Here is a 24,681-nt window from a genome sequence, read left to right as displayed (position 1 = left end):
TCCCGCGGGGCCGCAGAACGGAACGCGCAATGGCCCCCCACATCGCGCGGCGGTTCCGCACGGCCTCACGGCCCCTCGGTGCGCTCGCCGCCGTCCTCGCCCTGACCCTCTCTTCCCTGCTCCTCGCCCCCGGACCGGCCGGGGCGAGCGAGACGCCGACCACCGCGTTCTCCCGCAGCCACACCGCGGCGAACGGCCTGAGCTCGACCTACCACCTGCACGCCCACGGCATCGACCGCTCCCGGCCCGTGGGCGTGGCCTTCTACTTCGACGGCGACGGCCAGTACTGGGCCCAGCGCCCCGACAGCTCCGTGGTGCGGAGCATGGCCCGGCACGCGGCGGACCGAAACATGGTTCTGGTCGTGCCCGTCGCCCCCGACCGGCGCGGCACCAGCACCTGGTGGGAGGACATCGACGCCAACGGCGACTGGTTCCGTTCCCTGGCCGCGCACCTGGTCCAGCGCTACGGCCTGAACACCGCAGACGTGTGGCTCGCCGGCTACTCCGGCGGCGCCCAGTTCATCACCAAGGAGGTGCTGGCCGACCGGCAGAACTGGATCCGCGGCGGCGGTGCCGTGGTGATCGGCGGTGGCGGTGCCCGGGACATGCAGACCGCCCCGTCGCATGCCGTGCGATCCCTGCCCGTCCGCTGGGTCACCGGTGCGGACGACGTCGCCGGCGCCACCGAGCCCGCCTCCTGGTCCGCCCTGGCCGACGCCCGCCACGGGCAGCGGGCCTTCGCGCGGGCGGGCTTCACCCGCACCGGTCTGCAGGTGCCCGCCCGGACGGACCACCACGCCTACGACCACGCCGCGATCTTTTCCGCGGCCCTGACCTCCGCCCGGAACCCGGACGGGCGCCACCCGGTGGCCGGCGGCATCGCGAGGAAGTACCGGCAGCTGGGCGGCGCCGCTGCCCTCGGCGAGCCCGTGACGGCCGAGCGGGGCGGCCTGGCCCTCGGCGGGGCCTACCAGGAGTTCGTCCGGGACGGCCGCAAGAGCACCCTCTACTGGACACCCCGCCACGGCACCCACCTCGTGAAGAACCACGGGGCCATCGGCCGGGCCTGGATCCGGGCGGGGCGCGAGCACGTCCACGGCATGCCCGTCACCGACGAGATCCGCAACGGCACCGAGGTCCGCCAGCGGTTCTCCAACGGGTACACGGTGCACTGGTCCTCCGCGACCGGCAGGACCTGGGTGACCCGCTGACACCGCCCCGGCGGCGGAGACCGCCGCGGGCCCCGTCCGGCGCGGACGGGGCCCGCGGCGTCACCGGCGGAGCGGGGTCACCGGCGGAGCGGGGTCACCGGCGGAGCGGGGTCACGGCTCGGGGTGCACCACCATGGCGGAGCCGCCGTAGCCGCGCTCGGTCTCGGCCGCCGCCTCGAAGCGGCCGTCGCCGAGGATCCGGATGGCGGAGGCGTTGCCGATCCACCGGCGCGGGGGCGGGACCAGCTCGTGGCCCAGCCCGCTCAGCTGCCGGCCGACCTCCGACTCGGCCAGGCCGAGGTCGACCTCCTCCCGCCCGTTGCGGGAGCTCAGCCGGGGCGCGGCCACGGCGTCGACGAGGGCGAGGTCCCGGTCGACGTGGCCGGTGAGGATCTGTGCCACCGTGGTGATGATCGTGGCGCCGCCGGGCGAGCCCACCGACATCCACGGCTCCCCGTCCCGGAGCACGATCGTGGGGCTCATCGACGAGCGGGGCCGCTTGCCGGGGCCGGGCAGGTTCGGGTCCGGCACGCCCTCGGTCACGGGCGCGAAGCTGAAGTCGGTCAGCTCGTTGTTGAGCAGGAACCCGTGCTCCGGGACCGTGATCCCGGAGCCGCCGGTCTGCTCGATGGTGAGAGTGTAGGCGACCACGTTGCCCCACCGGTCGGCCACGTTGAGGTGGGTGGTCGAGACCCCGCCGTCGGGCTCGGGCTGACGGGCCCCGGACGTCCCGCACGCGGCGTAGTCCCCGTCGGGCTCCCCGAACGGGAGCGGGCGTTCCCGGGCCGCCGCGGGGTCGAAGAGGCAGGCGCGCTCGTCGGCGAACTCCTGGCTCGTCAGCTCCTCGACGGGCACGCCCTCGACGTCCCCGATCCACCGGTTGCGGTCCGCGTAGGCCGTGGCGCTCGCCTCCGAGAAGCGGTGCAGGTACTGGGTCTCGGAGACCTCGGCGAGGCCGGCCCCGGTGCGCTCGTCGTAGGCCTCGAGCAGGTTCAGGGTCTCGGCCACCGTGATCCCGCCGGAGCTGGGCAGGCCCATGCCGTAGACTTCCAGGCCGCGGTACTCGGTGGAGACCGGGTCCTTAAGCAGGGCCTCGTAGGACTCCAGGTCCTCGGGGGTCAGCTCCCCGGGGAGCACCTCCACGCCCTCGGCGGTGGCCGGTTCGCGGCTCGCGTCGACGATCGCCGCCCCGATCGACCCGTCGTAGAAGGCGCCGGCGCCCTCGTGCCGGATCGTGCGGTAGGTGCGGGCCAGGTCAGGGTTGCGGAACACGTCCCCGACCGCCGGCGCCTCGCCGTCGCGCAGAAAGAGGTCGGCCGTCTCGGGGAACATCCGGAAGCGCTCGGCGTTCTGGGCCGTCTGCTCGTGGAAGTTCTCGTCCACCTCGAAGCCGCGGGCGGCGATCCGCTCCGCAGGCCGCAGCAGCCGGTGCAGGTCCATCGTGCCGAACTCCTCGGCGGCCGCCTCCCAGGTGGCCGGCGTCCCCGGCACGCCCACGGACGCCCCGGAGCTGACCACGGTGGCGAAGTCGAGGGGCTCGCCGTCCTCGCCCAGGAACTCGTCCTCGGTGTAGGTCGCCGGGGCGGTCTCGCGTCCGTCGATCGTGCGGACCTCGCCGGTCTCCGCGCTGTAGTGGACGAAGAACCCGCCGCCGCCGATGCCCGCGGAGTACGGCTCGGTGACGCCCAGGGCGGCGGCCGCGGCCACGGCGGCGTCCGCGGCGTTGCCGCCCCCCTCGAGCACGTCGATGCCGACCTGGCTCGCGAGGGGGTCCACGGAGGAGACCGCGCCGCCGCCACCGGTCATGGTGGGGACCTTGGGCAGTTCGGCGGTGACGGGCGAGCCCCGGCCCCCGTGCTCCCGACCGTCGTGCGCGACGGCCGCGGAGCCGCCGAGAACGGTGCCGGAGACGCCGAGCGCTCCGGCCAGACCCAGTGCGAGGTACCTCAGGGATGCGCGCATGGGCTCAGCCTGGCACCGGGGACCCGGCCCCACCAGGGGCAATGTCTACATTTCGGCGGTCGGCGCCGGCGTGCCCAGGCCCGGCGAGGACGCGACCAGCCGGTGCACCACCGACTCGGCGTCGGTCGAGCGGTTGCCGAAACGGTGCATCGTGACGGACACGGCCTGCTCCGCGAGGAACGGCAGCATCTCCACGCGCGCGGCGCCGACCACCGGACCGGCGAGCAGCGCGACCTCGGGCCGCTCCGCGAGCGCCTCGGCCAGGCCGGCCGCGGTGCCCACCACCCGGATCCGCCCGGCCCCGCTCGGATCGGACCAGTCCGCGGCGACCCGGGCGAACGCCTCGTCCCCGCAGGGGTCCAGCACGGAGCGGAACAGTCCCTGCACCTCCGCGGGGACCTCCGCCGCGGGGGCGAGGACCGTGCGCGCGCCGGAGCGCACCGCGGCGAGCCCCACCCGGATCACGTCCGTGAGCGGGGCGTCCTCGGCCGCGCGCACGACGACGCTGCGCGGGCGGTAGCGGAACAGGTTGGCCTCGGACTGCAGACCGGTGGGGTCGTGGGCGCGGCCGAACTCCCGGTCCCACCACGCCTGGTCCTGCTCGGCGCAGGCCGTCAGCCAGGCGGCGTCCGCCTCGGGCACGAGGGGGCGCAGCTCGGCGAGGTGGTGGGCGACCGACTCGGAGAGCTCGGTGCCGGCCTCCGCGGACGAGCCCTCCCCGGTCGGGGCCTCCTCGAACGGGGCCTTGTGCCACGAGCCGAGCTGGACCAGGTAGTTCGGTCCGCCGGCCTTGGCGCCCAGGCCCACCGAGGACCTCTTCCAGCCGCCGAAGGGCTGGCGCTGGACGATCGCCCCGGTGATGCCGCGGTTGACGTAGAGGTTGCCCGCCGCGACGAGCTCCAGCCACGTGCTGACCTCGTCGGGGTCCAGGGAGTGCAGCCCGGCGGTCAGCCCGTACTCGACCGCGTTCTGCAGCTCGATGGCCTCCTGCAGGTCAGTGGCCTCCATCAGCCCCAGGACGGGGCCGAAGCACTCGGTGCGGTGGTAGAAGGAGCCCGGGGCCACTCCCGTCCTGATCCCGGGCCGCCACAGCCGCCCGGTGTCGTCGAGCTGCCGCGGCTCGAGCAGCCACTGCTCCCCCGGGTCGAGGCGGGTCAGGGCACGGTGCAGCTTCTCGCCGGGCTCCGCGATCACCGGGCCCACCGAGGACTGCAGGTTCTGCGGCCAGTCCACGACCATCGAGGACGCGGCGTCGAGCAGCTGCCGGCGGAACCGCCCGGACTCCGCCACGCTCCCCACGAGGATGCCCAGGGACGCCGCCGAGCACTTCTGCCCGGCGTGGCCGAACGCGCTGGTCACGAGGTCCCACACCGCCAGGTCCCGGTCCGCGCTGGGGGTGACGACCAGGGCGTTCTTGCCCGAGGTCTCCGCGGTCATCGGCCGTCCCGCCCGCCAGGACTGGAAGAGCCGGGCCGTCTCGTAGGCGCCGGTGAGGACGATGCGGTCCACCCCGGGGTGGGAGACGAGGGCCTGTCCCACCTCCCCCTCGACGGAGTCGACGAGCTGGAGCACGTCCCGCGGCACGCCGGCCTCCCACAGCGCCTCGACCACGGCGGTCGAGCAGCGCCGGACCTCCGGGGCGGGCTTGTGCAGCACGGCGGCGCCGGCGGCCAGGGCCGCAACCGTGGACCCGGTGGGGATCGCCAGCGGGAAGTTCCACGGCGGGGTGACCAGCACGAGCCGGTCCGGGACGAACCGGGCGCCGTCCACGGTCTCGAGCTCGAGGGCGCGGCGGGCGTACCAGCGGCAGAAGTCGATCGCCTCCGAGACCTCCGGGTCCGTCTGGCCCAGGGTCTTGCCCGCCTCCGCGCCAGCCACGGCCAGCAGGTGCCCGCGGCGGGCGGCCAGGACGTCGGCCGCCCGGTTGAGGATCTCCGCGCGTTCCCGGGCGCCGCGGGCGTGCCACCCCTCGGCGGCGTCCCGCCCCGTGCGCACGAGCCGCTCGACGTCCTCCGCGCCGACGGGGTCGGGCACGGGCAGGGCCTCGTACCACTGCCGGTCCGTGATCCGGGCCGCGATCTCGTCCGCCCACGCCTGGTTCGCGGGCACGGACACGTCGGTGTCCGGCTCGTTGCGGAAGGAATCCTCCAGCGGCAGGTGCGCGGATCCGGCGCCGGGCGCGGTGCGGTCCTGGGCGCGGGCGGGCGCCGGGGCCGTGTCCTCCTGCGGGTCGAGCGCCTCCAGGGCGGCGCGGAAGCGCTGCTCCTCCCGCGTGAAGACGTCGTTGTCCGGGGCCAGCTCGAAGATCCCCGACATGAAGTTCTCGTGCGAGGCGTTCTCCTCGAGCCGGCGCACGAGGTAGGACACCGCCACGTCGAACTCGGCCGGGCGCACGGCGGGCACGTAGAGCAGCAGCTGCCCGACGTCGGCGCTCACGGCCCGCGCCTGCTCGACCGCCATGCCCTGGAGCATCTCGAACTCGATCCGGTCCGTCACCCCGCGGCGCTCCGCGAGCAGGTGGGCGAAGGCGATGTCGAAGAGGTTGTGCCCGGCCACCCCCAGCCGCAGCCCCGTCATCCGCCCGGGCACGAACAGCCAGTCGAGGACGCGCTTGTAGTTGGTGTCGGTCTCCTGCTTGCTGCTCCACGTGGCCAGGGGCCAGCCGTGCAGCTCGGCGTCCACGCGCTCCATGGGGAGGTTCGCGCCCTTCACGAGCCGCACCTTGATCCCCGCGCCCCCGGCCTCGACCCGCGCGGCGGACCACACCGAGAGCCGCCGGACCACCGCGAGCGCGTCCGGCAGATAGGCCTGGACCACGATCCCCGCCTCGAGGCCCCGCAGCTCCGGGTGCTCCAGGAGGCGGGTGAACACCTCGGTGGTCAGGTGCAGGTCGGAGTAGACCTCCATGTCCAGATTGATGAACTTGCTCCCGGCCGGGGCCTCGGCGGCGGCGCGGTAGACGGGCAGCAACCGCTCGACGACCTTCGCCACGGTCTCCTCGAAGCCCCAGTGGGACAGCTGCGGGACCACGGAGGAGACCTTGACGGACACGTAGTCGACGTCGTCCCGGTCCAGCAGCGCGGCGGCGTCGGCGAGGTGCTTGTCCGCCTCCTCCTCGCCGAGGACCTCCTCGCCCAGCAGGTTGATGTTGAGCCGGTGACCCTGGGCCGTCAGCCGCTTCACCGCCTGCCCCAGCGGCTTGGGCCGGGCGTCGACGATCATGTGGCCCACGAGCTGGCGGAGCCTGGTCCGGGCGGCCGGGACGACCACCCGGGGCGCCGAGGCCGAGAGGGCGGCCCCGAGCCGGATCTGGGTGCGGTCCGCCGCGGACATGGTGCGGGGCACGATCTCGGCGAGCGCATGCAGCGCCCGCCCGGCGGCCCGCACGTCCTCCGTGCGCACCACCCGGTCCACGAAGCCGACGGTGAACTCGAGCCCGTGGGGGTCCTGGAGGACGGTGGCGAGCCGGTCGGCGGCGCCGTCGCGGTGCCGCCGGCCCTCGGCGGCGCGGACGAGCCACTCGCGGACCAGGGCGACGGCATCGTCGGCCAGCGCGCGGGAGTCGGGGACGGACGGGGCGTCGGCGGTCATGGCGGCACTCTCCTGGAGGCTCCGCCCGGCAGCGGTGCCGAGGCACTCCCTCGGCCACCGGCCGCGTCCACCGGGCGTCAGGCTGGCCGGTGAGTCCACGCTACGGCCGGAGCGGTCGCGGCGGAAGAGCCCTATCCGCCCGCCTGCCGCAGGATGTCCGTGGCGAGCCGGCCCAGGACGGCCTTGTGCGGCGCGAGCATGGCGTACCAGTAGGCCCGGCCGGCCGCGCCCGCCGGGCGGAAGACCGTGGTCTGGCGGTAGACGAGGGCGCCGTCCGCTCCCGGTTCCAGGCAGATGTCCAGCCAGGCGTCTCCCGGCATCCGCACGACGGACCGCAGCCGGAGCCGCCGCGGCGGCTCGAGCGCCTCGACCGTCCACCAGTCCAGGCGCTCCCCGGCCGACAGGTGGTCAGGGTCCTCGCGGTGGCGCAGCCGCCCGGGCGGGAGACCGAGGCGGTTGGCCGTGGCGCGGGCGGCCCAGACGCGGTCGGTGCTGTACCAGCCGCGCTCGCCGCCGATGCCCTCGACGACCGCCCACACCGCGTCCCGGTCCGCCGTGGTCGTGCGCTCCACGGTGTCGACGTAGAAGCCCCGCGTCTGTGCCATGCCCCTATCCAAGCACGCGCTCCGGGCCCGGACGAGAGACCGGGCGGGAACGGACTCCGGCGATCCGGTCCGGCCGGGTGCGCCCGGTCGCGGCGCACGGTGCTCCCGCCCGGGCGGGTCCGGGGACCACGCGCCCGGGCAGGGCCGGGGAACTCAGGCCGCGTGGATCCCGAACCGTGCGAGGTGCTCCAGCAGGCCGTCGGTGGTCTCGAGCCCCGGCAGCTCCTCCGGGGCGACCCAGCGCACGGCGTCGGCGTCGTCGCCCGGGCGCAGCGTCCCGCCGAGGAAGGTGGCCGCGACCTCGTGCACCTCGTACACGATCTCCGCGCCACCCGGAACGCGGACCGTCCCGAGCTCCCGCTCGACGCGCACGCGGGCCCCGGTCTCCTCGAACGTCTCGCGGACCGCCGCCTGCGCCACGGTCTCGCCCGGCTCCGCCTTCCCTCCCGGCACACTCCAGCGCCCGCGCTGGGGCTCCCTGCCCCGGCGGACGAGCAGCAGCCGGCCGTCCTCCCGGACGACCACCGCCGCGGCGGCCCGGACGATGCGCATGATCCGACCCTATCGGGGCCCGCGCCGGGTCCTGCGGTGCAGGGGCACGAGTAGAGTGCGAGAGCCGCCCAGCACACCGCCACCCACCGGAAGGGCCACCCGTGACCGACTCCGTCCTGTCCCGCCTGCACGACCCCGCCCGGAAGGGCTTCGCCAGCGACAACCACGCGGGCGTCCACCCCGAGGTGCTCCAGGCCCTCGCGACCGCCAACGGCGGCCACGTGGGGGCCTACGGCGCGGATCCCTACACCGAGGCGCTGCAGGACGTGGCACGCCGGCACTTCGGAGAGCAGGCGGAGTGCTATCCCCTGTTCAACGGCACGGGCGCGAACGTCGTGGCGCTCGCGGCGATGACCGACCGCTGGGACGCCGCGATCTGCACGGCCACCGCGCACGCGCACGTGGACGAGTGCGGTGCCCCCGAGAAGCTCGCCGGCGTGAAGATGCTCGCGGTGCCCACGCCGGACGGAAAGCTGACCCCCGAGCTGATCGACCGGGAGGCGCACGGCTTCGGCTTCGAGCACCACGCCCAGCCGCGCGTCGTCACCGTCACCCAGTCCACCGAGCTCGGCACGGTCTACACGCCCGAGGAGCTGCGCGCGGTCTGCGAGCACGCGCACGGCCTGGGCCTGACGGTCCACCTGGACGGTGCCCGGCTCGCCAACGCCGCCGCCGCCCTGGACGTCCCGCTGCGGGCCCTGACCACCGACGCGGGCGTGGACGTGGTCTCGTGGGGCGGGACGAAGAACGGGCTGATGGGCGCGGAGGCCGTCGTGGTGCTCACCCCGGACGCCGTGCGCCAGCCCCGGTTCGTGCGCAAGCTCTCGACCCAGCTGGCCTCGAAGATGCGCTTCGTGTCCGCGCAGCTGCTGGCCCTGCACACGGAGGACCTGTGGCTCGAGGCGGCCCGCCGGGCCAACGCCACGGCCCGGCGGCTCGCGGCCGGCATCGCGGAGGTCCCCGGCGCCCGGGTGACGCAGACCCCCGAGGCCAACGCGGTCTTCGCGGTGCTCCCGGCCGGGACCACGGCCCGGCTGCAGGAGCGCTGGCCGTTCTACGTGTGGGACCCGGCCGTCGGCGAGGTCCGCCTGATGTGCTCGTGGGACACCACCGAGGAGGACGTGGACGGGTTCGTGGCGGCGCTGCGGGAGGGCATGGTCGCCGCCCGCTGATCCTGGGACGCCGCCGGAGGTCAGGCCGACCGAGGGGCGTCACCGCGGGGTGGCGCAGGCCCCGGGGTCCTCCCCCGACGGGCTCAGGCGATCCCGGAGATGATGTCGTCCACGACCCGCTCCGCCCACCGGTCGATCTGCTCCGGGCGCTGCCCGCGCAGGGGGCCGTGCACCACGAGCTCCGCGAAGCCGTGCACGGCGCTCCAGCACGCCCACTCCGCGCCTTCGCGTCGCTCGCGGGAGAGCCCTCCCGCCTCGACCAAGCCGTCGAGCCCCTCCACGAGCAGCGCGAACGGCGGCGGCAGGCGGTCATGGGCGTCCCGGAGCACGCCTTCCGGCTCTCCCCCGGGCCCGAAGAAGGCCGTCTCGAACCACCCCGGCTCGGCCACGGCGAAGGCGATGTAGCCGAGTCCCACCGCGCGGAGCCGGAGCCGTGCCCGATCCCGGGGAGCGATGTCCCCCGGAGCGGGCATCCGCGCCCGCATCTGCTCGGCCATCCGGTCCTGGATCTCCCGCGCGACCGCGAACAGGAGGGCCTGCCGGTCGGCGAAGTGCCGGTACGCGGCGTTCGGCGAGACCCCCACCTGCCGCGTGACCTCCCGCAGGCCCAGGGCCGTCGCTCCCCGCCCCCGCGTCGCGGCGAGACCGGCGTCGACCAGCGCTCTGCGAAGATCGCCGTGGTGGTAGGTGTCCCGTGTGCGCGGCACCCTTGACCCTCCTGCCAGCCGGTGTGTACGGTGTAGACACTCTACTTGTTCACGGTGTCCACTTGACGTCGGCGCACCGCCTGGGCACGGACGAAGGAGTCCCGGCATGCGGACCCTGGTCATCACGCAGAACGTCACTCTCGACGGCGCGGTCGAGATGCTCGACGACTGGTTCGATCCCTCCGGGGAGCCGGACCCGGAGTATCTGGCCCTGACCCGTCAGCAGGACCAGGAGGCCGACGCCTGCCTCCTCGGCCGGCAGACGTTCGAGGACTTCCGCGGCTACTGGCCGTTGCAGAGCGACGACACGACGGGGATCACCGAGTATCTCGACCAGGTGCAGAAGTACGTCGTGTCCTCGACCATGACGGAACCGCAGTGGCAGAACTCGACGGTCCTCGCCGGCGACCCCCTCGAGCAGGTGCGCGCCCTGAAGGACCGGCCCGGCCAGGACATCGTCTGCACCGGCAGCATCACCCTGGTCCACGCCCTCATCGCTGCCGGGCTCGTCGACGAGTACCGGCTGTTCACCTACCCCGCCGTCCAGGGCCGCGGGCGGCGGCTGTTCCCGGACGGTCATGCCATCCCGGAGCTCCGGCTGCTCGACGCGCGGTCGTTCGGGTCCGGGGTCACCTACGCCGCGTACCGGCCCGCCTGAGGCCGAGCATAGGAGGTCATGCCATGAACGACGGAGGACGACCCCGCGTCGTCGATCAGGACACCTGGCAGCGGGAGCTCGACGCGCTGCGCGCCCGGGAGAAGGCCGCCACCCGCGAGCTGGACGCCATCGCGGCGCAGCGCCGCCGGCTGCCCATGGTCGAGCTGCCGGACTACACGCTGGAGGGCGAGGACGGGCCGGTGCGGCTCGCCGACGTCTTCGACGGACGGCGGCAGCTCATCACCTACCACCACATGTGGTTCCCCGGCGAGACCTGGCAGTGCGGGGGGTGCACGAGCTTCACCTCGCAGTTCACCCGCCTGGACTTCCTCGACAACTACCACGCCCGGTTCGTGGTCGTCACCCAGGGCCCGATCGACGAAGCCCTCGCCTACCGCCGCCGCGTCGGCAACCGCATGACCTGGTACTCGACCGCCGGCAGCCCGTTCGGCGCCGACGTCGGAGCACCTCCGGGAGGCGGCTTCGCCCTGAACGTGTTCTTCCGGGACGGTGACACCGTTTACCGCACCTGGCACAGCAGCGGCCGCGGCGTCGAGCAGGTCAGCCACACCTTCCCCCTCATCGACCTGCTGCCCTGGGGACGCCAGGAGGAGTGGCAGGACTCCCCCGGCGGCTGGCCGCAGTCGCCCGCCTACAGCGGGTGGCTCGGGTCCGAGGACGTCGCCGCGCTCTACGGCGCGCAGTCGTGAGAAGACCGGTGCGCCACCGGACAGATGCGTCCGCGGCCGCACCGTCGACAACCCGGCCGGGACGGCGGTCGCACGGCTGACCGGCCAGGAGACCGGGCCCGGGCACAGCGCGTTGACCCGGATCCTCTCCCGGGCGAACTGCACGCCCAGCTCCCGGCTCATCGACAGCACGCCGCCCTTGGAGGCGCTGTAGGAAATCCGGGAGGTCGCCGTGCCCATGACGGCCACGAAGGACGCGGTGTTGCTGACGGAGCCCTTCCCCTGCTCCCGCATGTACGGGATCGCGTGCTTGCAGCAGTGGAAGACGCTGGTGAGGTCGACCTCCTGCACCCTCCGCCACGGGTCCCCGCAGGCAAAGTCCCGCACGGCGGGCTCCAGCCTCCTCCGTGGCGGGGTCGATGATCTGCGTGGTGGTCATGGGATGCGGGTGTCCTCTCGCTGCAGAGCGTGGTCTGCCCGGCCGGTCTTCCCGGGGCGGTCCTGGCGGACGCGGTCCTGCGCATAGCCGTGCGCCACGCGGACGAAGCCCTCGAAGAGGCGGGGGTCCTTCCGGTTTTCCTCGGGGTGGAACTGCACGCCGAGCGTCCAGCCGCCCCGGTGGTCTCGACGGCCTCGACCGTCCCGTCCGCCGCGCGGGCAGTGACCACCAGCCCCTCGGCCACTGTCTCCAGGGCCTGGTGGTGGTAGCACGGGGACCACGCCGTCTCGCCGAGCAGCTCGCGGCAGCGGCTGCCCGGCGCGGTGGCGAACTCGACCTCCCCGTACCGGCCCGGCCCGGGCTGGTAGCGCGCGGCGCCCTCGTTGACGTCCGGCAGGTCCTGGATCAGCGTGCCGCCGAGCGCCACGTTGAGGATCTGTGCGCCGCGGCAGATCGCGAACAGGGGCACCCCGCGCTCCAGCGCCGCGCGGGTCAGAGCGAGGTCGTGCTGGTCGCGCGAGGGCTGGGACGAGGTCAGCTCGTGCCGTTCGGCGCCGTAGAACCGCGGGTCCACGTCCACTCCGCCGATGACCACCAGCCCGTCCACGAGCTCGAGAACCCTAGGGTCCGTGCCCACCGGGGGCAGCAGCAGAGGCGTGCCCCCGGCCGCGGCGACCGCCTCCACGTAGGCGCCCGGGACGATGGCCGCCACGGAGGTCCAGACCCCCCAGGACCCCTCCTGGTAGTAGGTGGTCAGGGCGATCCGCGGCCGGTACCCGGTGCCGCCCGGCTCAGAGGTGCTCGAAGCCACGGCGCAGCTCCCCGTCGGTGACGGCGGCCTCGAAGGCCGCCGGCTCCACGGTGTCCACGAGCCCGTCGGCGACGTGCTCCCGCAGCTGCTCGACGGTGAGCATCCGGTTGTTGCGCGGGTGCGGGACGTCCTCGTCGGTGCGGGTCGGCTGTGCCGGGAATTCGGGCATGGGACGATGCCTCCGGAGTGCCACAAAGGTCTGAAAACAGACGTTTGGCTTGAGTGGTCACAGTCTGTGGGCTGCCCCGTGCCCCGTCAAGACCCTACGGCCCGCGGCCTGGCCATCGCCGAACGGCGCACAGGACCGCGTCGCGGTGGAGCCGGTCCTGCGGATGCCGCAGAATGGTGGGCATGAACCAGACCAGCTCATCAGCACCCGACCGCTCCGGCCCCGCCCGCTCCTGGGCCCTGATCGCCATCACGGCGGGCTTCCTCGTCTCCGCCGCCCTGATCATCGCGGTGGGCGTGGTCGCCATCGACCTCACCCACTAGGACCCTCGGCGAGGACTCCTCCCGGCCGCCCCGGCCGGGAGGAGCGGCGCGCTGCCCGGACCGGGCGGCGCGCCGCTCCTGCTCGTGGCGCCGCCCGGCACGGTGGGCGGGGCCTCCGGCGGGGGCCGCGGCACGACGCCCGCGGCGGACCCCGGGGACCGTGGCACGATGGGCGCACGTCGCCCCTCAGGGAGGAGCGCCACCGTGAGCGATCCCGTCCAGCACCCCCGCATCCGGCCCGTGCGCCAGGGCAACGCCTTCGAGGAGGCCGTGGAGCGGATCCTCGACTCGATCCGGCTCGGCCTGTTCCGCATGGGCGAGCGGCTCCCGCCCGAGCGGGAGACCGCGGCGATGCTCGGGATCTCCCGCGCCACGCTGCGGGAGGCCCTGCACGAGCTCCAGGCCGCGGGAGTCCTGGAGGTGGTGCGCGGGAGGTACGGCGGGACCATCGTGACCGGCCGCACCGCCCTGCCGGACGAGACCCTCCCCCCGGCGGATCCCGCGGACGTCGAGGACGTGCTCGTGTTCCGCGCCGTCGTCGAGCCCGCCGCGGCGGAGCTGGCCGCGGCGGCGTCCCTCAGTGCGGCCGCCCGGGAGCACCTGCTCACGTGCCTGCGGCAGGTCGAGGAGAGCCCCCCGGAGGACTACCGCCCCGCCGACGCCCGCTTCCACATCGCGGTGGCCGAGCTCGGCGGGTGCCCGAGCCTGGTCCGCGCGGTCGCGGAGGTGCGCTCGCGGGCCAGCGACCTGCTGGACCGGATCCCCGTGCTGGCGGTCAACCTCGAGCACTCCGACCGCCAGCACCGCGAGCTCACCGACGCCGTCCTGGCAGGCGACGCCCCCGCCGCACGGGCCGCTTCCCTCGCGCACCTGGAGGGCACGGCCGCGCTGCTGCGCGGTTTTCTCGGGCACGGGGGGCAGCCCGAGGACGACGGCGCCCCCGGGGACGACCGCGGCTCGGCATGACCCGCCGCCGCGGAGGGACGGGCGGCACCGGGGACGAGATGCTTGTCGTCGTCCGCAGCGGCACTGCGTGCCGGCCGGGCGGTGGCCCGCCCGCCGACGTGACCGACCCCGGGCCGGTGGCCGAGATGCTGCGCGCCGCGCGGGAGCACTTCGCCTCTCCCGTCACCACGGTGGTGAAACCACGCGCTGGCCGACTTCTCCTGCCACGGCGACGTCCGTTCCTCCGCGGAGGGCGCCTGGGACTGCCGCGGCCCGCAACCGGACGCCTCCGCGGCCGGACGGATCCCTCAGAACAGCGCGGACGCCCGCATGAGGGTCGCCGTCACTCCGTAGGCGAGCGGGACCCCGACGAGGACCCATCCCAGTGCCAGTCGTGCACGGGTCATGTCATGCCTCCTTCTTGGAGAGCTCGGTGTCGGTCGGTGCGGCCTGGTGCTCGGGCTCGTGGTACTTGGCGTCCACCGGCTTCACCAGGAGGTTGGCGACGAAGCCGACGACCAGCAGGCCGACCATGGTCAGCAGCGCCGGCTGGTAGGCCTGCGCCGTGAGCTCCCCGGGGGTGCCCTGGGCGTCGAGGAACGCATTGACGATGAGGGGCCCGGCGATGCCTGCGGCGGCCCAGGCCGTGAGCAGGCGGCCGTGGATGGCCCCCACCTGGAAGGTCCCGAAGAGGTCCCGCAGGTAGGCCGGCACCGTGGCGAAGCCGCCGCCGTAGAACGAGATGATGACGAAGGCCAGGAGCACGAACAGCAGCGTGGAGGTCGAGCCGAACAGCGCCAGCACGGTGTAGAGGACCGCCCCGACGCCGAGGTAGACCATGTAGATGCGCTTGCGGCCCAGAACGTCCGAGGTGGTGGACCACACGAAGCGCCCGCCCATGTTGCCGATGGACAGCAGCCCCACGAAGCCGCCGGCCACGGCCACCGTCACGAGGGAGACGCCGTCCGGCTGGCGGAAGAAGTCCTGGATCATCGGAGCGGCCTGCTCGAGGATCCCGATGCCGGCCGTCACGTTGCAGAACAGCACGATCCACACCAGCCAGAACTGCCGGGTGCGGATGGCGTTGCGGGCCGAGACGTGGTTCTTGGTGACGAGGGCCTTCGACTTGACCTTCGACGGGTCGAACCCCTCGGGCTTCCAGTCGGCGGCGGGGACCCTGATCGTGAACGCGCCGAAGAGCATGTAGGCGAGGTAGACGACCGCGAGGGTCAGGAACAGTTTCCCGACGGCGTCCCCGCTCGCGACCCAGCCCGGCGTGCCGGAGGCGGGGTCGTAGAAGTTGAGCAGGGCCGCGGAGAGGGGGCTGGCAATCAGCGCGCCGCCGCCGAACCCCATGATCGCCATGCCCGTGGCGAGGCCGGGACGGTCGGGGAACCACTTGATCAGCGTGGAGACGGGCGAGATGTAGCCGATGCCCAAGCCGATGCCGCCGATGAACCCGTAGCCCAGGTAGACGAGCCAGAGCTGCTCGGTGAAGATGCCGAGCGCGCCCACCAGGAAGCCGCCGGACCACAGCAGCGCCGCGGCGAACATCGCCTTGCGCGGCCCACCGGTGTCCACCCACGTGCCGAAGACGGCGGCGGACAGGCCCAGCATGACGATGGCGATGGAGAAGATGATGCCGATCTGGGTGAGGCTCGCGTCGAAGTGCGCGACCAGGGCGTTCTTGTACACGCTGGTCGCGTAGGCCTGACCGATGCACAGGTGCACCGCGAGGGCGGCCGGCGGTATGAGCCAGCGGTTGAATCCCGGCGGTGCCACCGAGTGCTGCCGATCAAGCCATCCCATGCCCTGACTCCTCATCTGGTCTCATCCGGTGCGGACACTGCGCGAGGGGCGCGCCCCGGACGGACCTCGCACGTCCCGGCCCGGCACCCAAGGGTGAAGCATGTCACATCAACGAGAAAAATGGGAAGCAACCTGCCGACCGGACCCGCCGGGCCGGGGCGCTCACCCCCCGCGCAGGGACCGCCACGCACGCCGGCAGAAGGCGACGAAGCCCTTCTCCGCCACGACCTGCTCGAGCCGTTCGATCTGCCGGGACTGGGCGCGGACAACGTCCAGGAGCTCGTGCGCGAGCTCCTCGGCTGAGTTCAGACGCCGGTGCAGGGCACCGGCGTCTTCTGCGGCCGCCCGGCGCAGGTACAGCGGCAGGCCGATCCCGTGCTCCGCGCTCCACTGTCTGAGGTGGCGATCGCGCACCGCCAGCTCGCCCCCCGCGGCCGAGGACCGGTCCGCCCGGCCCCCCTGCGCAGGCGGGCGCGCGGGGAGCAGGCCCACGGTGAACGTCTCCAGGAAACGGAGCGTGAACTCCCACTCCTCCGCGGCGCCGAGGGTCTCGTCGTAGTCGCCCAGCACCCCGTGCACCGCCCGCCGGTACAGGAACGGCGACTCGACCGCGGTGCGGTCGCCGTCCAGCACGTCGGTGAGGGTGAGCACCTCCCGGTCCGGCCGCACGAGGTGCGGCCCCGGCCGGCCGGGCAGCACGTCCTGGCCGGTCCCCGCCGGCTCCTCGGTCCGCACCACGACCCCGTCGTCGGACACCAGCGGGTCCTCGAGATGCGCCACGGCGCGCTGCAGGAGCGTGGGGGGCCAGGGCGCGGCCCCGTCGTGCCGGACGACGAGCTCCGACCCCCCTGCCCGCAGCCCCCGGTTGGCGGCCGCCCCGGAGCCGAGGGCCCTGCGGTGGTGGAGGACCGTCACGCGTCCCGCGAGCTCGTCCCGCCGGGGCGCCAGGGCCTCGTCCACCTCGGCGGGATCGCCGCCGTCGTCGACGACGACCAGCCGCCAGTCGGTGAAGGTCTGCGCCAGGAGGCCGCCGACGGCGCGGTCCAGGCGCGCCGGACCGTCGCGGTGCCGCAGCACGATCACGACGGTGGGTCGCTCGGGCGGCACGTCGGGAGCGGCGTAGCGGCGGCGGAGGGCACGCACCACAGGCGCACCGACCCCGCGCGGCGCGACCGCCGTTCCCGGCGCGGGCGGCGGCCTCAGCCCGCGGAGCGCCCCGGCCACGTCGTCCCACCACCGAGCGGCCGCTTCCCGGACCTCCGGCTCGGCGTCCGCCAGCGCGGCGCGCACCGCCCCCCGGTGCTGCACGGCCTCCGCCGCCCACTGCTGGACGGCCGCGCGGGTATCCCAGGCCACGTCCCCCGGGGTGAGCAGGGCCGCAAGGGGCACGACGCCGTTCCCCAGTCCCCAGCGGCTCAGGACGCCATTCATGCTGTCCATGGAATATTTGTCCGGGCCCACGGCGAGCACGACGGCTCGGGCTGCCAGCCCGAGGACCGCACCCCGGGAGCACGTGGTCACGACCCAGTCCGCCCGGACCGCGGCCGCGGCCGTCTCCTCCGGGTTCGCGAGGACCCGGCGGACGTCGTCCCGGAGCAGCGCGGCCACGTCCGCCGCGAACTCCGCGTCGGCCGAGGTGCCCCCGCAGGCCAGGAGCGTCACCGTTCCTCCCGTCCGGTGCACCAGGGCGTCCAGCAGGCCGGCGAGCACCGGGGCGACCTGCTCGGGCGGGAAGGGACCGGCCGGGCGCTCCACGGCGGCGACGATCCGCGGCGGCGCCTCCGGTTCCGCCGGCTCCCGGCGCTGCTCGGACACCCCGTCCTGCTCCGGCTGACGGTCGGCCGGCCCGTCCTGCTCCCCTCGGCGCTCCGTCGGCCTGTCCTGCCCGGGCGATGGTGCCGCGGCGGCGGGACGCGGAAGGAGGAGCGCGTCGTCCCAGCCGACGCGCAGGCCCGCGTGCCCGGGGCACAGCCGGCGGGCCACCGCCAGGGAGGCCTCGTCCCGCAGTCCCACCAGGGTGGCGTCCGCGAGTAGCCGGCGCACCGCCTCCTCCGGGACGGGGCCCGCGCCGAGGACCAGCCCGCTGACGACGACGGGCCGGCCGGCCGCCGCGGCGGTCCGCGCCCGGTCGAGCCAGGAGATGAGCTGGGCGTCGTCCGCAGGGGCGTCCGCCCCGAGGCCCACCAGCAGGAGCGCCTCCGCGTCGGGCTGCCGTGCGGGAACGCTGCCTCCGGGCTCCGTGCGGCCCTCTCCGGGCGCCGCGGGCACCGGATCCGCCGCCGGACCGACGAGCCGGGCGGCGACGCCGCGCAGGGCGAGCTCCTCGAGGAGTCCGCGGAGCTCGCGCTGGGTTCCCGCTCGGCGCCCCGGTCCGCCCGTTCCCGGGGAGACGTCGATGTGCATGACGGAACGGACCTTCCCTCGACGGATGCGTGCTCCCCCATTCTTCCAGCCGCCTGCTCTTCCGGCCGCCCCCGGCACGAGCGGACCGGCCGCCGCCCGGGCCCCTGGCACGGCGCCGCCCGGCGGTGTGCGGTGTGCGGAGTTGCAGGTCCGCACGAAATCGCCTTGCCCGCGCGCGGGCGGGTCCGCCACTGTGGAGGAACACACTGCACCATCTCCGCCGGCGGCGCCCGCCCGGAGGATCCCGTGCTCCGAGGCCCCCGCCACGCCCCCGTATATTCCGAAAAGAACATATGGATGGTGGACGCGGGATCCGTTCCGGCCCCGGACCTTCCGCTGCCGCAGCGGGCCGGCGATCCCCTGCCGCGGAGATCCCGCCCACCTCATTGCGGGAGACGTCGAGGAGCCCCATCATGTTGAACGCCGCCGTGATCAGTCCCCAGCCCATGACGCGCATTGCGATGCAGCGCGAAGCCGTCGAGCACCCCGAGCACGGCGTGCGGGTGAGTGCCGTGGCCGCGAACGTCCCGGACTTCCTGGCCGAGAACCCGGCCGAGGAGATGGTGGTCCTGCTGAGCCTGAACACTCTGGACGGACGCAGCCTCGTGCAGAACATCACGGACCTCACCGCGCAGGAGCACACCGTGGTGATGCTGGTGCCGCCGGACGACCTCGTCCGGGTCCGGTCCGCGTTCGCCTGCGGGGCGGCCGGAGCCGTGGGCAAGTGGGAGCCCATCCGGACCGTCTTCCGGACCATGCGCCTCTCCCGGCAGCTGGGCCACTTCGTGAGCGACGTGCTCCAGTCGGCCCTGGCCGAGCTGCCCAGCAGGGCTCCGGCGAAGCTCTCCGCCCGGGAGCGCCAGGTCCTTGCGCTTTACGTGGACGGCCTCCAGGAGCAGGAGGTGGCCGGGCTGCTGCAGATCGCGGAGTCCACGGTGGAGGAGCACCTCAAGCGGATCCGTCGCAAGTACGCCGTGGTGGACCGGCCGGCCCGCACCAAGCTCGAGCTGTACAAGCGGGCCATCGAGGACGGGATCATCCCGCCGGTGCTGCCTCTCGGCTGAGCACCTGGCCGATCCGTCCGTCCGGTCACGGACGGACCTGACGGACCCCCGCCCGGTCGATCGGTTGCCCAACCGTTGCGTTCGGACCGTTGTACGGCGCCGAGGACGCTCCTAACCTGGTGGAAGCACCACTCCGCGCCGTTCCGCATCCCTCCGCACCGGAACTCCAGCCCCGGCGGGGCCGAGCGCCCGGACCGCTCCGAGTCCGCCCGAGACCCTTCCGGCATCGCCGACGACGGTCTGCGCACCGGAGCCGAGCACGAGCAGCAGCCCGGGGGCCCGTGCCCCCGACCACAGGAAGCCAGTCCCATGAATGCCGTGGACCGCGGGGAGCATGAGCAGGAGATCGCCCGAGAGCTCGAGAAGCTCCGGGCCCGTCTGACCGGGACGCTGGTCGAGCCGGACGACCCGCTCTACGACGACGCGCGACGGGTCTGGAACGGCATGGTCGACGTGCGACCCCGAGCCGTGGTGCGGGCGAGTGCCGTGTCCGACATCGACCCGGTGCTGGCCGCCGTGCAGCACACGGAGCTGCCGCTGGCCGTCCGCGGCGGCGGGCACAACGTGGCCGGCCACGGCACCGTGGAGGGCGGACTCGTCCTGGACCTCGGCGCGCTGCGGCGGGTCGAGGTGGACCCGCAGACCCGTCGCGTGACGGTCGAGCCGGGAGCGACCCTCGCCGACGTCGACCGCGCGACGGTCCCGCACGGGCTGGCGGTGCCCCTCGGCGTGGTGAGCGCCACCGGGGTCGCGGGACTGACCCTGGGCGGGGGCGTCGGCTGGCTGACGCGCAGCAACGGCCTGAGCCTCGACAACCTCGTGGACGCCGAGGTGATCACCGGGACCCGGGAGCACCTGCACGCCGACGCGGAGCACAACCCGGACCTGTTCTGGGGCATCCGCGGCGGCGGGGGGAACTACGGCGTCGTGACCTCCTTCACGTTCCGGGCCCGGGAGCTGCCCCGTCCGTGCTGGGCGGAAACCTGATCTACGGTCGCGAGAAGTGGCGCGCGGCCCTGCAGGCGTTCGCCCGCTGGACGGCCGACCTGCCGGACGAGATGAACGGCATCCTCTCCATCCTCCGGCTGCCGCCCAGTTTCGGTGCGGGCGACGAGCCCCTGCTGCTCATCGGCTTCGCCTGGATGTCGCCCGACCACGCCGAGGGCCTGCGGCTGGTCGAACAGCTGCGGGCCGACGCCCCACCGGACGAGGAGGAGGTCGGCCCCGTGCAGTGGACCGAGTGGCAGTCGGCCATGGACGAGCTCTTCCCCAAGGGAGCGCGCGGCTACTGGAAGAACGCCTCGTTCTCCCGCCTGGACGACGAGGTGGTCGACGCCCTGCTCGGCGTGGCCTCGGAGATCACCTGGTACGGCACGGGCATCGACGTCCACCACATGGAGGGGTTCTTCGGGCGGGTGCCCGCCGGCGCCACCGCCTTCCCCCACCGGTCCGCGCGGTACTGGCTCAACGTCTACGGCTTCTGGCCGGACGCCGCCGAGGACGTACGCCTCACGGCGTTCGCCCGCAAGGCCCACGCCGCCGTGGAACCGTTCGCCGACGCGGGCCTGTACGTGAACTTCCTCGGCGCCGAGCACGGGCCGGTCACCACCGAGGCGGCACGGCAGGCCTACGGAGAGCGGACGCACCGGCGTCTCGTCGAGCTGAAGAACCGCTACGACCCCGGCAACCTGTTCCGCCTCAACCACAACATCCTGCCGAGCACCGCGGGCGCCCCCGGGCGCGGCTGAGCCCCGGGGTCAGGGCGCGCCGAGCAGCCGCAGCACCGCCGCCGCGACCGCCCCCAGCACCACGACCAGCAGGAACGGGGCCCGCAGCACCAGCGCCGCTCCCGCGACGAGCAGCGCCCCCAGCCGGGCGTCGAGTACCAGCGCCTGGCCCGAGCCGAACGCGTTCATGACCACGAGCGCGGCGAGCAGGCCCACGGTGACCGTGGCCGCCATGCGCCCGACGCGCGGGTCGTCCAGCACCCGGTCCGGCACGAGGTAGCCGACGAGCTTCAGGGCGTAGGCGAGCGCGCACGCCCCGAGCACCCAGAACCACATGCTCACGCCCCCGCCCCCTGCTCGCCGGGTCCGGGCGCCGCGCCGGTGCCGGGCGCGGCCCCGGCCGAGCCCGGGCGGCGGGAGCGGCCGAGGAACGCCGCGACCACGGCGGCCACGAGGATCGGCAGTCCCGCCGGCAGCACCGGGATCGTCAGGGCCGTGACGATCCCGCAGACCACCGCGACCGCCACGGGCTCCCGGGCGCTCAGCCGGGGCCACAGCAGGCCCAGGAACGCGGCCACGGCGGCGCCGTCGAGGCCCCACCGCGCGGGATCCCCCAGGGCGTTGCCCAGCAGGGCGCCCAGCACGGTGAACAGGTTCCAGAGCAGGAACACGCCCAGGCCCGTGGTCCAGAAGCCCCGCCGCTCCTCGACGGGGTGGACCTGGGAGGACGCGGCCGCGTTGGACTCGTCGATGGTCACGTGCGCGGCGAGGAGCCGGCGCCAGCCGCGCGGGCGGACGATGGCGTTCATGCTCATCCCGTAGACGGCGTTGCGGATCCCGAGCAGTGTGGCGGCGCCCAGCGCCGAGGCGCCGGCCCCGCCGCCCGAGACCACGCCGATGAAGGCGAACTGGGAGCCGCCCGTGAACATGAGCGCGGACAGGGCGACGGTCTGCCAGAAGGTCAGGCCCGCCCCCACGGACAGGGCGCCGAAGGAGAGGCCGTACAGCCCGGTGGCCACGGACACGGACAGCCCGATCCGGACCGCCGGCGAGGACCGCCAGTCGGCCGGCGCCGTGTGACTCATGAGGCGCCTCCGGCGGCGACGGCGGACGACCCTCCCGTGCCCGGCCCGGGCGCACCCACAGGCTCTCCCACGGCCCCGGCCACGGTCTCGTGCGGCGCGGCCGCGGCGCCGCGTCCCTGGGCGGCGTCGAGCGCGTCCAGGGCCTGCACGAGGGCGAGGTGGGTGAAGGTCTGCGGGAAGTTTCCGGTCATCCGCCGGTGCTCGGGCGACCACTCGGTGGAGAGCAGCCCGAGGTCGTTGGCGCGGGACAGCACGAGGTCCACGACCTTCCGGGCGCTGTCCGTGCGGCCCGACCGCGCGTACTGGGCGGCGAGCCACAGGGACGCGCCCAGGTGCGGGTTGTCCTGACCCGGGAAGCCGTCCACCCCGATGACCCCCGCGTACGCGTCGGGGTCGTCGGGGTCCACCGGGCCCAGGACGTTGCGGTAGCGGTGGATGAGCCCGCTGGGGTGGCGCAGCTCCTCCTCGATCCGCCGCACGGTCCCGAGCATCCGCTCGTCGTCGTAGGCCACGAACCCCACCTGCGGCAGCTGGAGCAGGGAGGCGTCCACGGCCTTCGCCCCGTAGTACTGGACGAAGGAGCCGACCTCGGGGTCGTAGCCGCTCGTCCAGATCTCCTCGGCGAGCGCGTCCCGCAGCTGCTCCCACAGCTGCGCGTCGCCGGGCAGGCCGTGCACGCGCACGGCGTCCACGCCGCACTGGAGGGCCGCCCACATCAGCACGCGCGAGTGCGTGTAGTACTGCCGTTCCCCGCGCATCTCCCAGAGTCCCTGGTCCGTGACCTCGTAGTCGTCCACGACCGAGCGCAGCATCGCCTGCTGCAGGGGCCAGGAGAGGTGGTCCTCCACGGCGCCGCGCCGGCGGAGCTTCTCGAACACCATCATGACGTGCCCCACGGCGTCCGTCTGGTGCTGGCCCGCGGCGCCGTTGCCCTCGCGGACCGGCCGGGAGCGCTCGTAGCCGGGCAGGTCGAGCTGGTGCTCGCGCCCGCGGCGCTCCCCGGCGATCCCGTAGATGTTCTGCAGGTCGTGCGGGTCGCCCGCCACGGCGCGCAGCAGCCAGTTGCGCAGCTGCGCGGCCTCGCGGTCGTGGTCGTGGTCGAGCATGACCTCGAGGGCCATCGCGGCGTCCCGCAGCCAGGAGAAGCGGTGGTCCCAGTTGCGCTCCCCGCCGACCACGTCCGGCAGGGACGTGGTGGGGGCGGCCACGAGCCCACCCGTCTCCTGGTGCATCAGCGCCCGCACCACGAGCAGCGAGCGCCGGACCACGTCCGAGCGCCGGGCCACGGCATGGCCGCGGACCGGGACGATGTGCACCGGCTCGTCCTCCCCGGCGGCCGGCGGGGAGTACAGCCCGGACCAGTCCTGCCACAGCTCCACGGTGCGGGTGAGCTGCTCGTTGACGTCGACGGGCGCCGGGGGCGTGCGGTGGGACGGGAAGTGCGTGAGGACGAAGTCCCGCGTCTGGCCGGCGGAGACCGTGAAGGTCCCGCCGTGGCGGCGCTCGTCGTCGTCCTCCGTGGACTCGGGGAGGGGCTCCCCGCGCAGCACGAGGGCGTCCGGGCCGGCCATGGCCACGAGCATGGGCGGCGCGGGGTCGCCGCCCCCCGGGTCCTCCTCCCCCTCGAAGCGGCTGACCCAGGGGACCACCGCGCCGTAGCCGAAGCGCACCCGCAGCTCGTGGTACATCTCGACCTCGCCCGTGAGGCCCTCGACGCGGCGGATCACGTCCGTGCGGGAGGTCAGCGGGAGGAAGTCGGTCACGCGCACGGACCCGGAGTCCGTGACCCACACGGTCTGCAGCACGAACGTGTTCTCCACGTAGAACCGCTCGGCGACCTGGGCCCCGCTCTCCTCCTCGTCGAGGACCTCGCCGTCGGCCCCCTCCGCGACCGTGCACGCGGGGGCGAGCAGCCACCGCCCGTGGTCGGGCTCCCCGAGCAGGGCGCCGAAGACCGAAGGGGAGTCGAACCGGGGCGCGCACAGCCAGTCGATGGACCCGGTGCGGGAGACGAGCGGACCCGTGCGCATGTTCGAGAGCAGGGCGTAGTCCTCGATCAGTGAAGCCATGCCTCAAGATTGGCACATCGCCGGCCGGTCCCGGGGCGGACGCTTGAAAGATACCCCCAAGGGGTATATGGTGACGACAGGACGACCGAGGAGGAGCCATGACCCAGACCCTGCCGCCGCACGGGTACACCCAGGACAAGGACGCGTACCTCAAGCGCCTGCGGCGCATCGAGGGCCAGGTCCGGGGCATCCACCGGATGGTCGAGGAGGACAAGTACTGCATCGACATCCTCACCCAGGTCTCCGCGATCCAGTCGGCGCTCAAGGCCGTGAGCCTAGGCCTGCTGGACGAGCACCTGAACCACTGCGTCGTGGGCGCCGTCGAGGCCGCCCGGGAGTCCGGGGACGTCGCCAGCGTCGACGACAAGCTCCAGGAGGCGTCCGCGGCCATCGCGCGCCTCCTCAAGAGCTGACCCCGCCCCACCGCGGCCCCGCTGAACCAGCCCACCGAACCCCCGAGGAGACCACCGTGCGAACCACCGTCAACGTTTCCGGCATGACCTGCGGCCACTGCGTCATGTCCGTCACCGAGGAGCTCACCGAGCTGGAGGGCGTCGAGTCCGTCGACGTCGACCTCGTGGCCGGCGGGGTCTCCCCCGTCGTCGTGACGTCCACGCGCGAGCTGTCGGAGGACGAGATCGAGAAGGCCGTCGAGGAAGCGGGGTACAGCGTTGCCTGAGACCCGCACGG

23 protein-coding genes and 2 pseudogenes are annotated in these 24,681 nt (G+C 74.1%); 11 read left to right on the top strand and 14 right to left on the bottom strand.

Annotated features, from left to right (window positions below; genetic code table 11):
* Positions 1-29 precede the first annotated feature (29 nt).
* On the top strand, positions 30-1,211 hold the full coding sequence (locus tag ACFYE1_RS09460) for a hypothetical protein (protein ID WP_387742148.1): 1,182 nt from the start codon (positions 30-32) through the stop codon (positions 1,209-1,211).
* 111 nt (positions 1,212-1,322) lie between these two features.
* Here ACFYE1_RS09460 and ggt read toward each other — a convergent pair whose 3' ends face one another.
* The 4 genes from ggt to ACFYE1_RS09440 form a co-directional block, all read right to left on the bottom strand.
* Complete coding sequence (gene ggt, locus ACFYE1_RS09455; protein WP_387742146.1) at positions 1,323-3,173, bottom strand: gamma-glutamyltransferase; 1,851 nt, start codon at positions 3,171-3,173, stop codon at positions 1,323-1,325.
* 45 nt (positions 3,174-3,218) lie between these two features.
* Positions 3,219-6,764, bottom strand: a complete 3,546-nt coding sequence (locus ACFYE1_RS09450) for a proline dehydrogenase family protein (protein ID WP_387742144.1) — start codon at positions 6,762-6,764, stop codon at positions 3,219-3,221.
* A 131-nt stretch (positions 6,765-6,895) separates the two neighbouring features.
* A complete protein-coding gene (locus ACFYE1_RS09445; protein WP_387742142.1) occupies positions 6,896-7,369 on the bottom strand; it encodes a DUF2867 domain-containing protein in 474 nt (157 codons plus the stop codon).
* Between the two features lie 153 nt (positions 7,370-7,522).
* Positions 7,523-7,921 carry an NUDIX hydrolase gene (locus ACFYE1_RS09440; RefSeq protein ID WP_387742140.1) on the bottom strand — a complete coding sequence of 133 codons (399 nt, stop codon included), beginning with the start codon at positions 7,919-7,921 and terminating at the stop codon, positions 7,523-7,525.
* 101 nt (positions 7,922-8,022) lie between these two features.
* On the opposite strand from ACFYE1_RS09440, the gene ACFYE1_RS09435 reads away from it, so the two are divergent.
* Positions 8,023-9,093: a threonine aldolase family protein gene (locus ACFYE1_RS09435; RefSeq protein WP_387742138.1), complete on the top strand. Its 1,071-nt coding sequence runs from the start codon at positions 8,023-8,025 to the stop codon at positions 9,091-9,093.
* 83 nt (positions 9,094-9,176) lie between these two features.
* Here ACFYE1_RS09435 and ACFYE1_RS09430 read toward each other — a convergent pair whose 3' ends face one another.
* Positions 9,177-9,800 (bottom strand): TetR/AcrR family transcriptional regulator, encoded by a 624-nt coding sequence (locus tag ACFYE1_RS09430; protein WP_387742136.1) that lies wholly within the window; start codon positions 9,798-9,800, stop codon positions 9,177-9,179.
* A 106-nt stretch (positions 9,801-9,906) separates the two neighbouring features.
* Between ACFYE1_RS09430 and ACFYE1_RS09425 the strand changes: the two genes are divergently transcribed.
* Entirely contained in the window at positions 9,907-10,458 is a 552-nt protein-coding gene (locus tag ACFYE1_RS09425; protein ID WP_387742134.1) for a dihydrofolate reductase family protein, read from the top strand.
* Positions 10,459-10,481: 23 nt separating this feature from the next.
* On the top strand, positions 10,482-11,168 hold the full coding sequence (locus tag ACFYE1_RS09420) for a DUF899 domain-containing protein (RefSeq protein WP_387742132.1): 687 nt from the start codon (positions 10,482-10,484) through the stop codon (positions 11,166-11,168).
* 78 nt (positions 11,169-11,246) lie between these two features.
* On the opposite strand, the pseudogene ACFYE1_RS09415 reads toward ACFYE1_RS09420, so the two are convergent.
* The 3 genes and pseudogenes from ACFYE1_RS09415 to ACFYE1_RS09405 all read right to left on the bottom strand — a co-directional run.
* Positions 11,247-11,513: pseudogene (locus ACFYE1_RS09415) on the bottom strand (SDR family NAD(P)-dependent oxidoreductase); the annotation flags it as partial.
* A gap of 305 nt (positions 11,514-11,818) precedes the next feature.
* Positions 11,819-12,298, bottom strand: a pseudogene (locus tag ACFYE1_RS09410) (gamma-glutamyl-gamma-aminobutyrate hydrolase family protein); the annotation flags it as partial.
* A 79-nt stretch (positions 12,299-12,377) separates the two neighbouring features.
* Positions 12,378-12,566 carry a hypothetical protein gene (locus ACFYE1_RS09405; protein ID WP_387742130.1) on the bottom strand — a complete coding sequence of 63 codons (189 nt, stop codon included), beginning with the start codon at positions 12,564-12,566 and terminating at the stop codon, positions 12,378-12,380.
* Between the two features lie 182 nt (positions 12,567-12,748).
* Between ACFYE1_RS09405 and ACFYE1_RS09400 the strand changes: the two genes are divergently transcribed.
* Positions 12,749-12,889 (top strand): hypothetical protein, encoded by a 141-nt coding sequence (locus tag ACFYE1_RS09400; protein ID WP_387742128.1) that lies wholly within the window; start codon positions 12,749-12,751, stop codon positions 12,887-12,889.
* A 204-nt stretch (positions 12,890-13,093) separates the two neighbouring features.
* The gene (locus tag ACFYE1_RS09395; protein WP_387742126.1) at positions 13,094-13,855 is read left to right on the top strand and encodes a FadR/GntR family transcriptional regulator; all 762 of its coding nucleotides are present in this window, start codon (positions 13,094-13,096) and stop codon (positions 13,853-13,855) included.
* Positions 13,856-14,142: 287 nt separating this feature from the next.
* Here the strand turns inward: ACFYE1_RS09395 and ACFYE1_RS17525 are convergent, their stop codons facing one another.
* The 3 genes from ACFYE1_RS17525 to ACFYE1_RS09385 form a co-directional block, all read right to left on the bottom strand.
* Positions 14,143-14,241 carry an MFS transporter small subunit gene (locus ACFYE1_RS17525; protein ID WP_449274638.1) on the bottom strand — a complete coding sequence of 33 codons (99 nt, stop codon included), beginning with the start codon at positions 14,239-14,241 and terminating at the stop codon, positions 14,143-14,145.
* A 1-nt stretch (position 14,242) separates the two neighbouring features.
* Positions 14,243-15,643 carry an OFA family MFS transporter gene (locus ACFYE1_RS09390; protein ID WP_387742125.1) on the bottom strand — a complete coding sequence of 467 codons (1,401 nt, stop codon included), beginning with the start codon at positions 15,641-15,643 and terminating at the stop codon, positions 14,243-14,245.
* Between the two features lie 162 nt (positions 15,644-15,805).
* Positions 15,806-18,046 carry a glycosyltransferase gene (locus tag ACFYE1_RS09385; protein ID WP_387742123.1) on the bottom strand — a complete coding sequence of 747 codons (2,241 nt, stop codon included), beginning with the start codon at positions 18,044-18,046 and terminating at the stop codon, positions 15,806-15,808.
* 413 nt (positions 18,047-18,459) lie between these two features.
* Between ACFYE1_RS09385 and ACFYE1_RS09380 the strand changes: the two genes are divergently transcribed.
* The 3 genes from ACFYE1_RS09380 (at position 18,460) to ACFYE1_RS09370 (ending at position 20,858) form a co-directional block, all read left to right on the top strand.
* Complete coding sequence (locus tag ACFYE1_RS09380; protein WP_387742121.1) at positions 18,460-19,110, top strand: helix-turn-helix transcriptional regulator; 651 nt, start codon at positions 18,460-18,462, stop codon at positions 19,108-19,110.
* 309 nt (positions 19,111-19,419) lie between these two features.
* Positions 19,420-20,097, top strand: coding sequence for an FAD-binding oxidoreductase (locus ACFYE1_RS09375; protein ID WP_387742119.1), 678 nt, complete (start codon positions 19,420-19,422; stop codon positions 20,095-20,097).
* Positions 20,079-20,858, top strand: coding sequence for a BBE domain-containing protein (locus ACFYE1_RS09370; protein WP_387742117.1), 780 nt, complete (start codon positions 20,079-20,081; stop codon positions 20,856-20,858). The genes ACFYE1_RS09375 and ACFYE1_RS09370 overlap by 19 nt, the downstream gene beginning before the upstream one ends.
* 9 nt (positions 20,859-20,867) lie before the next feature.
* Here ACFYE1_RS09370 and ACFYE1_RS09365 read toward each other — a convergent pair whose 3' ends face one another.
* From ACFYE1_RS09365 to ACFYE1_RS09355, 3 genes are read right to left on the bottom strand one after another with little or no spacing between them, the layout of a single operon-like run.
* Positions 20,868-21,179, bottom strand: coding sequence for an AzlD domain-containing protein (locus ACFYE1_RS09365; RefSeq protein WP_387742115.1), 312 nt, complete (start codon positions 21,177-21,179; stop codon positions 20,868-20,870).
* A complete protein-coding gene (locus ACFYE1_RS09360) occupies positions 21,176-21,922 on the bottom strand; it encodes an AzlC family ABC transporter permease (protein ID WP_387742113.1) in 747 nt (248 codons plus the stop codon). Before ACFYE1_RS09360 ends, ACFYE1_RS09365 begins: the two co-directional genes overlap by 4 nt.
* Positions 21,919-23,991: a glycoside hydrolase family 15 protein gene (locus ACFYE1_RS09355; RefSeq protein ID WP_387742111.1), complete on the bottom strand. Its 2,073-nt coding sequence runs from the start codon at positions 23,989-23,991 to the stop codon at positions 21,919-21,921. The genes ACFYE1_RS09360 and ACFYE1_RS09355 overlap by 4 nt, the downstream gene beginning before the upstream one ends.
* A 98-nt stretch (positions 23,992-24,089) precedes the next feature.
* Here ACFYE1_RS09355 and ACFYE1_RS09350 point away from each other — a divergent pair, with 98 nt between their 5' ends.
* Entirely contained in the window at positions 24,090-24,404 is a 315-nt protein-coding gene (locus ACFYE1_RS09350) for a metal-sensitive transcriptional regulator (protein WP_387742109.1), read from the top strand.
* Between the two features lie 56 nt (positions 24,405-24,460).
* Positions 24,461-24,670, top strand: coding sequence for a heavy-metal-associated domain-containing protein (locus ACFYE1_RS09345; RefSeq protein WP_387742107.1), 210 nt, complete (start codon positions 24,461-24,463; stop codon positions 24,668-24,670).
* Positions 24,671-24,681 lie beyond the last annotated feature (11 nt).

The organism is Kocuria nitroreducens (assembly GCF_042879195.1).
In the GTDB taxonomy this organism is placed as follows: domain Bacteria; phylum Actinomycetota; class Actinomycetes; order Actinomycetales; family Micrococcaceae; genus Kocuria; species Kocuria nitroreducens.
The sequence above is the reverse complement of the archived record's forward strand: the minus strand, read 5'-3'. Positions and strand labels throughout refer to the sequence as shown.

What these genes read in the sequence shown, in the direction of transcription:
- ACFYE1_RS09460 (WP_387742148.1), top strand. Translation starts at nt 30, where the DNA reads ATGGCCCCCCACATCGCGCGGCGGTTCCGCACGGCCTCACGGCCCCTC.
- ggt (WP_387742146.1), bottom strand. Translation starts at nt 3,173, where the DNA reads ATGCGCGCATCCCTGAGGTACCTCGCACTGGGTCTGGCCGGAGCGCTC.
- ACFYE1_RS09450 (WP_387742144.1), bottom strand. Translation starts at nt 6,764, where the DNA reads ATGACCGCCGACGCCCCGTCCGTCCCCGACTCCCGCGCGCTGGCCGAC.
- ACFYE1_RS09445 (WP_387742142.1), bottom strand. Translation starts at nt 7,369, where the DNA reads ATGGCACAGACGCGGGGCTTCTACGTCGACACCGTGGAGCGCACGACC.
- ACFYE1_RS09440 (WP_387742140.1), bottom strand. Translation starts at nt 7,921, where the DNA reads ATGCGCATCGTCCGGGCCGCCGCGGCGGTGGTCGTCCGGGAGGACGGC.
- ACFYE1_RS09425 (WP_387742134.1), top strand. Translation starts at nt 9,907, where the DNA reads ATGCGGACCCTGGTCATCACGCAGAACGTCACTCTCGACGGCGCGGTC.
- ACFYE1_RS09420 (WP_387742132.1), top strand. Translation starts at nt 10,482, where the DNA reads ATGAACGACGGAGGACGACCCCGCGTCGTCGATCAGGACACCTGGCAG.
- ACFYE1_RS09405 (WP_387742130.1), bottom strand. Translation starts at nt 12,566, where the DNA reads ATGCCCGAATTCCCGGCACAGCCGACCCGCACCGACGAGGACGTCCCG.
- ACFYE1_RS09400 (WP_387742128.1), top strand. Translation starts at nt 12,749, where the DNA reads ATGAACCAGACCAGCTCATCAGCACCCGACCGCTCCGGCCCCGCCCGC.
- ACFYE1_RS17525 (WP_449274638.1), bottom strand. Translation starts at nt 14,241, where the DNA reads ATGACCCGTGCACGACTGGCACTGGGATGGGTCCTCGTCGGGGTCCCG.
- ACFYE1_RS09390 (WP_387742125.1), bottom strand. Translation starts at nt 15,643, where the DNA reads ATGGGATGGCTTGATCGGCAGCACTCGGTGGCACCGCCGGGATTCAAC.
- ACFYE1_RS09385 (WP_387742123.1), bottom strand. Translation starts at nt 18,046, where the DNA reads ATGCACATCGACGTCTCCCCGGGAACGGGCGGACCGGGGCGCCGAGCG.
- ACFYE1_RS09380 (WP_387742121.1), top strand. Translation starts at nt 18,460, where the DNA reads ATGTTGAACGCCGCCGTGATCAGTCCCCAGCCCATGACGCGCATTGCG.
- ACFYE1_RS09375 (WP_387742119.1), top strand. Translation starts at nt 19,420, where the DNA reads ATGAATGCCGTGGACCGCGGGGAGCATGAGCAGGAGATCGCCCGAGAG.
- ACFYE1_RS09360 (WP_387742113.1), bottom strand. Translation starts at nt 21,922, where the DNA reads ATGAGTCACACGGCGCCGGCCGACTGGCGGTCCTCGCCGGCGGTCCGG.
- ACFYE1_RS09355 (WP_387742111.1), bottom strand. Translation starts at nt 23,991, where the DNA reads ATGGCTTCACTGATCGAGGACTACGCCCTGCTCTCGAACATGCGCACG.
- ACFYE1_RS09350 (WP_387742109.1), top strand. Translation starts at nt 24,090, where the DNA reads ATGACCCAGACCCTGCCGCCGCACGGGTACACCCAGGACAAGGACGCG.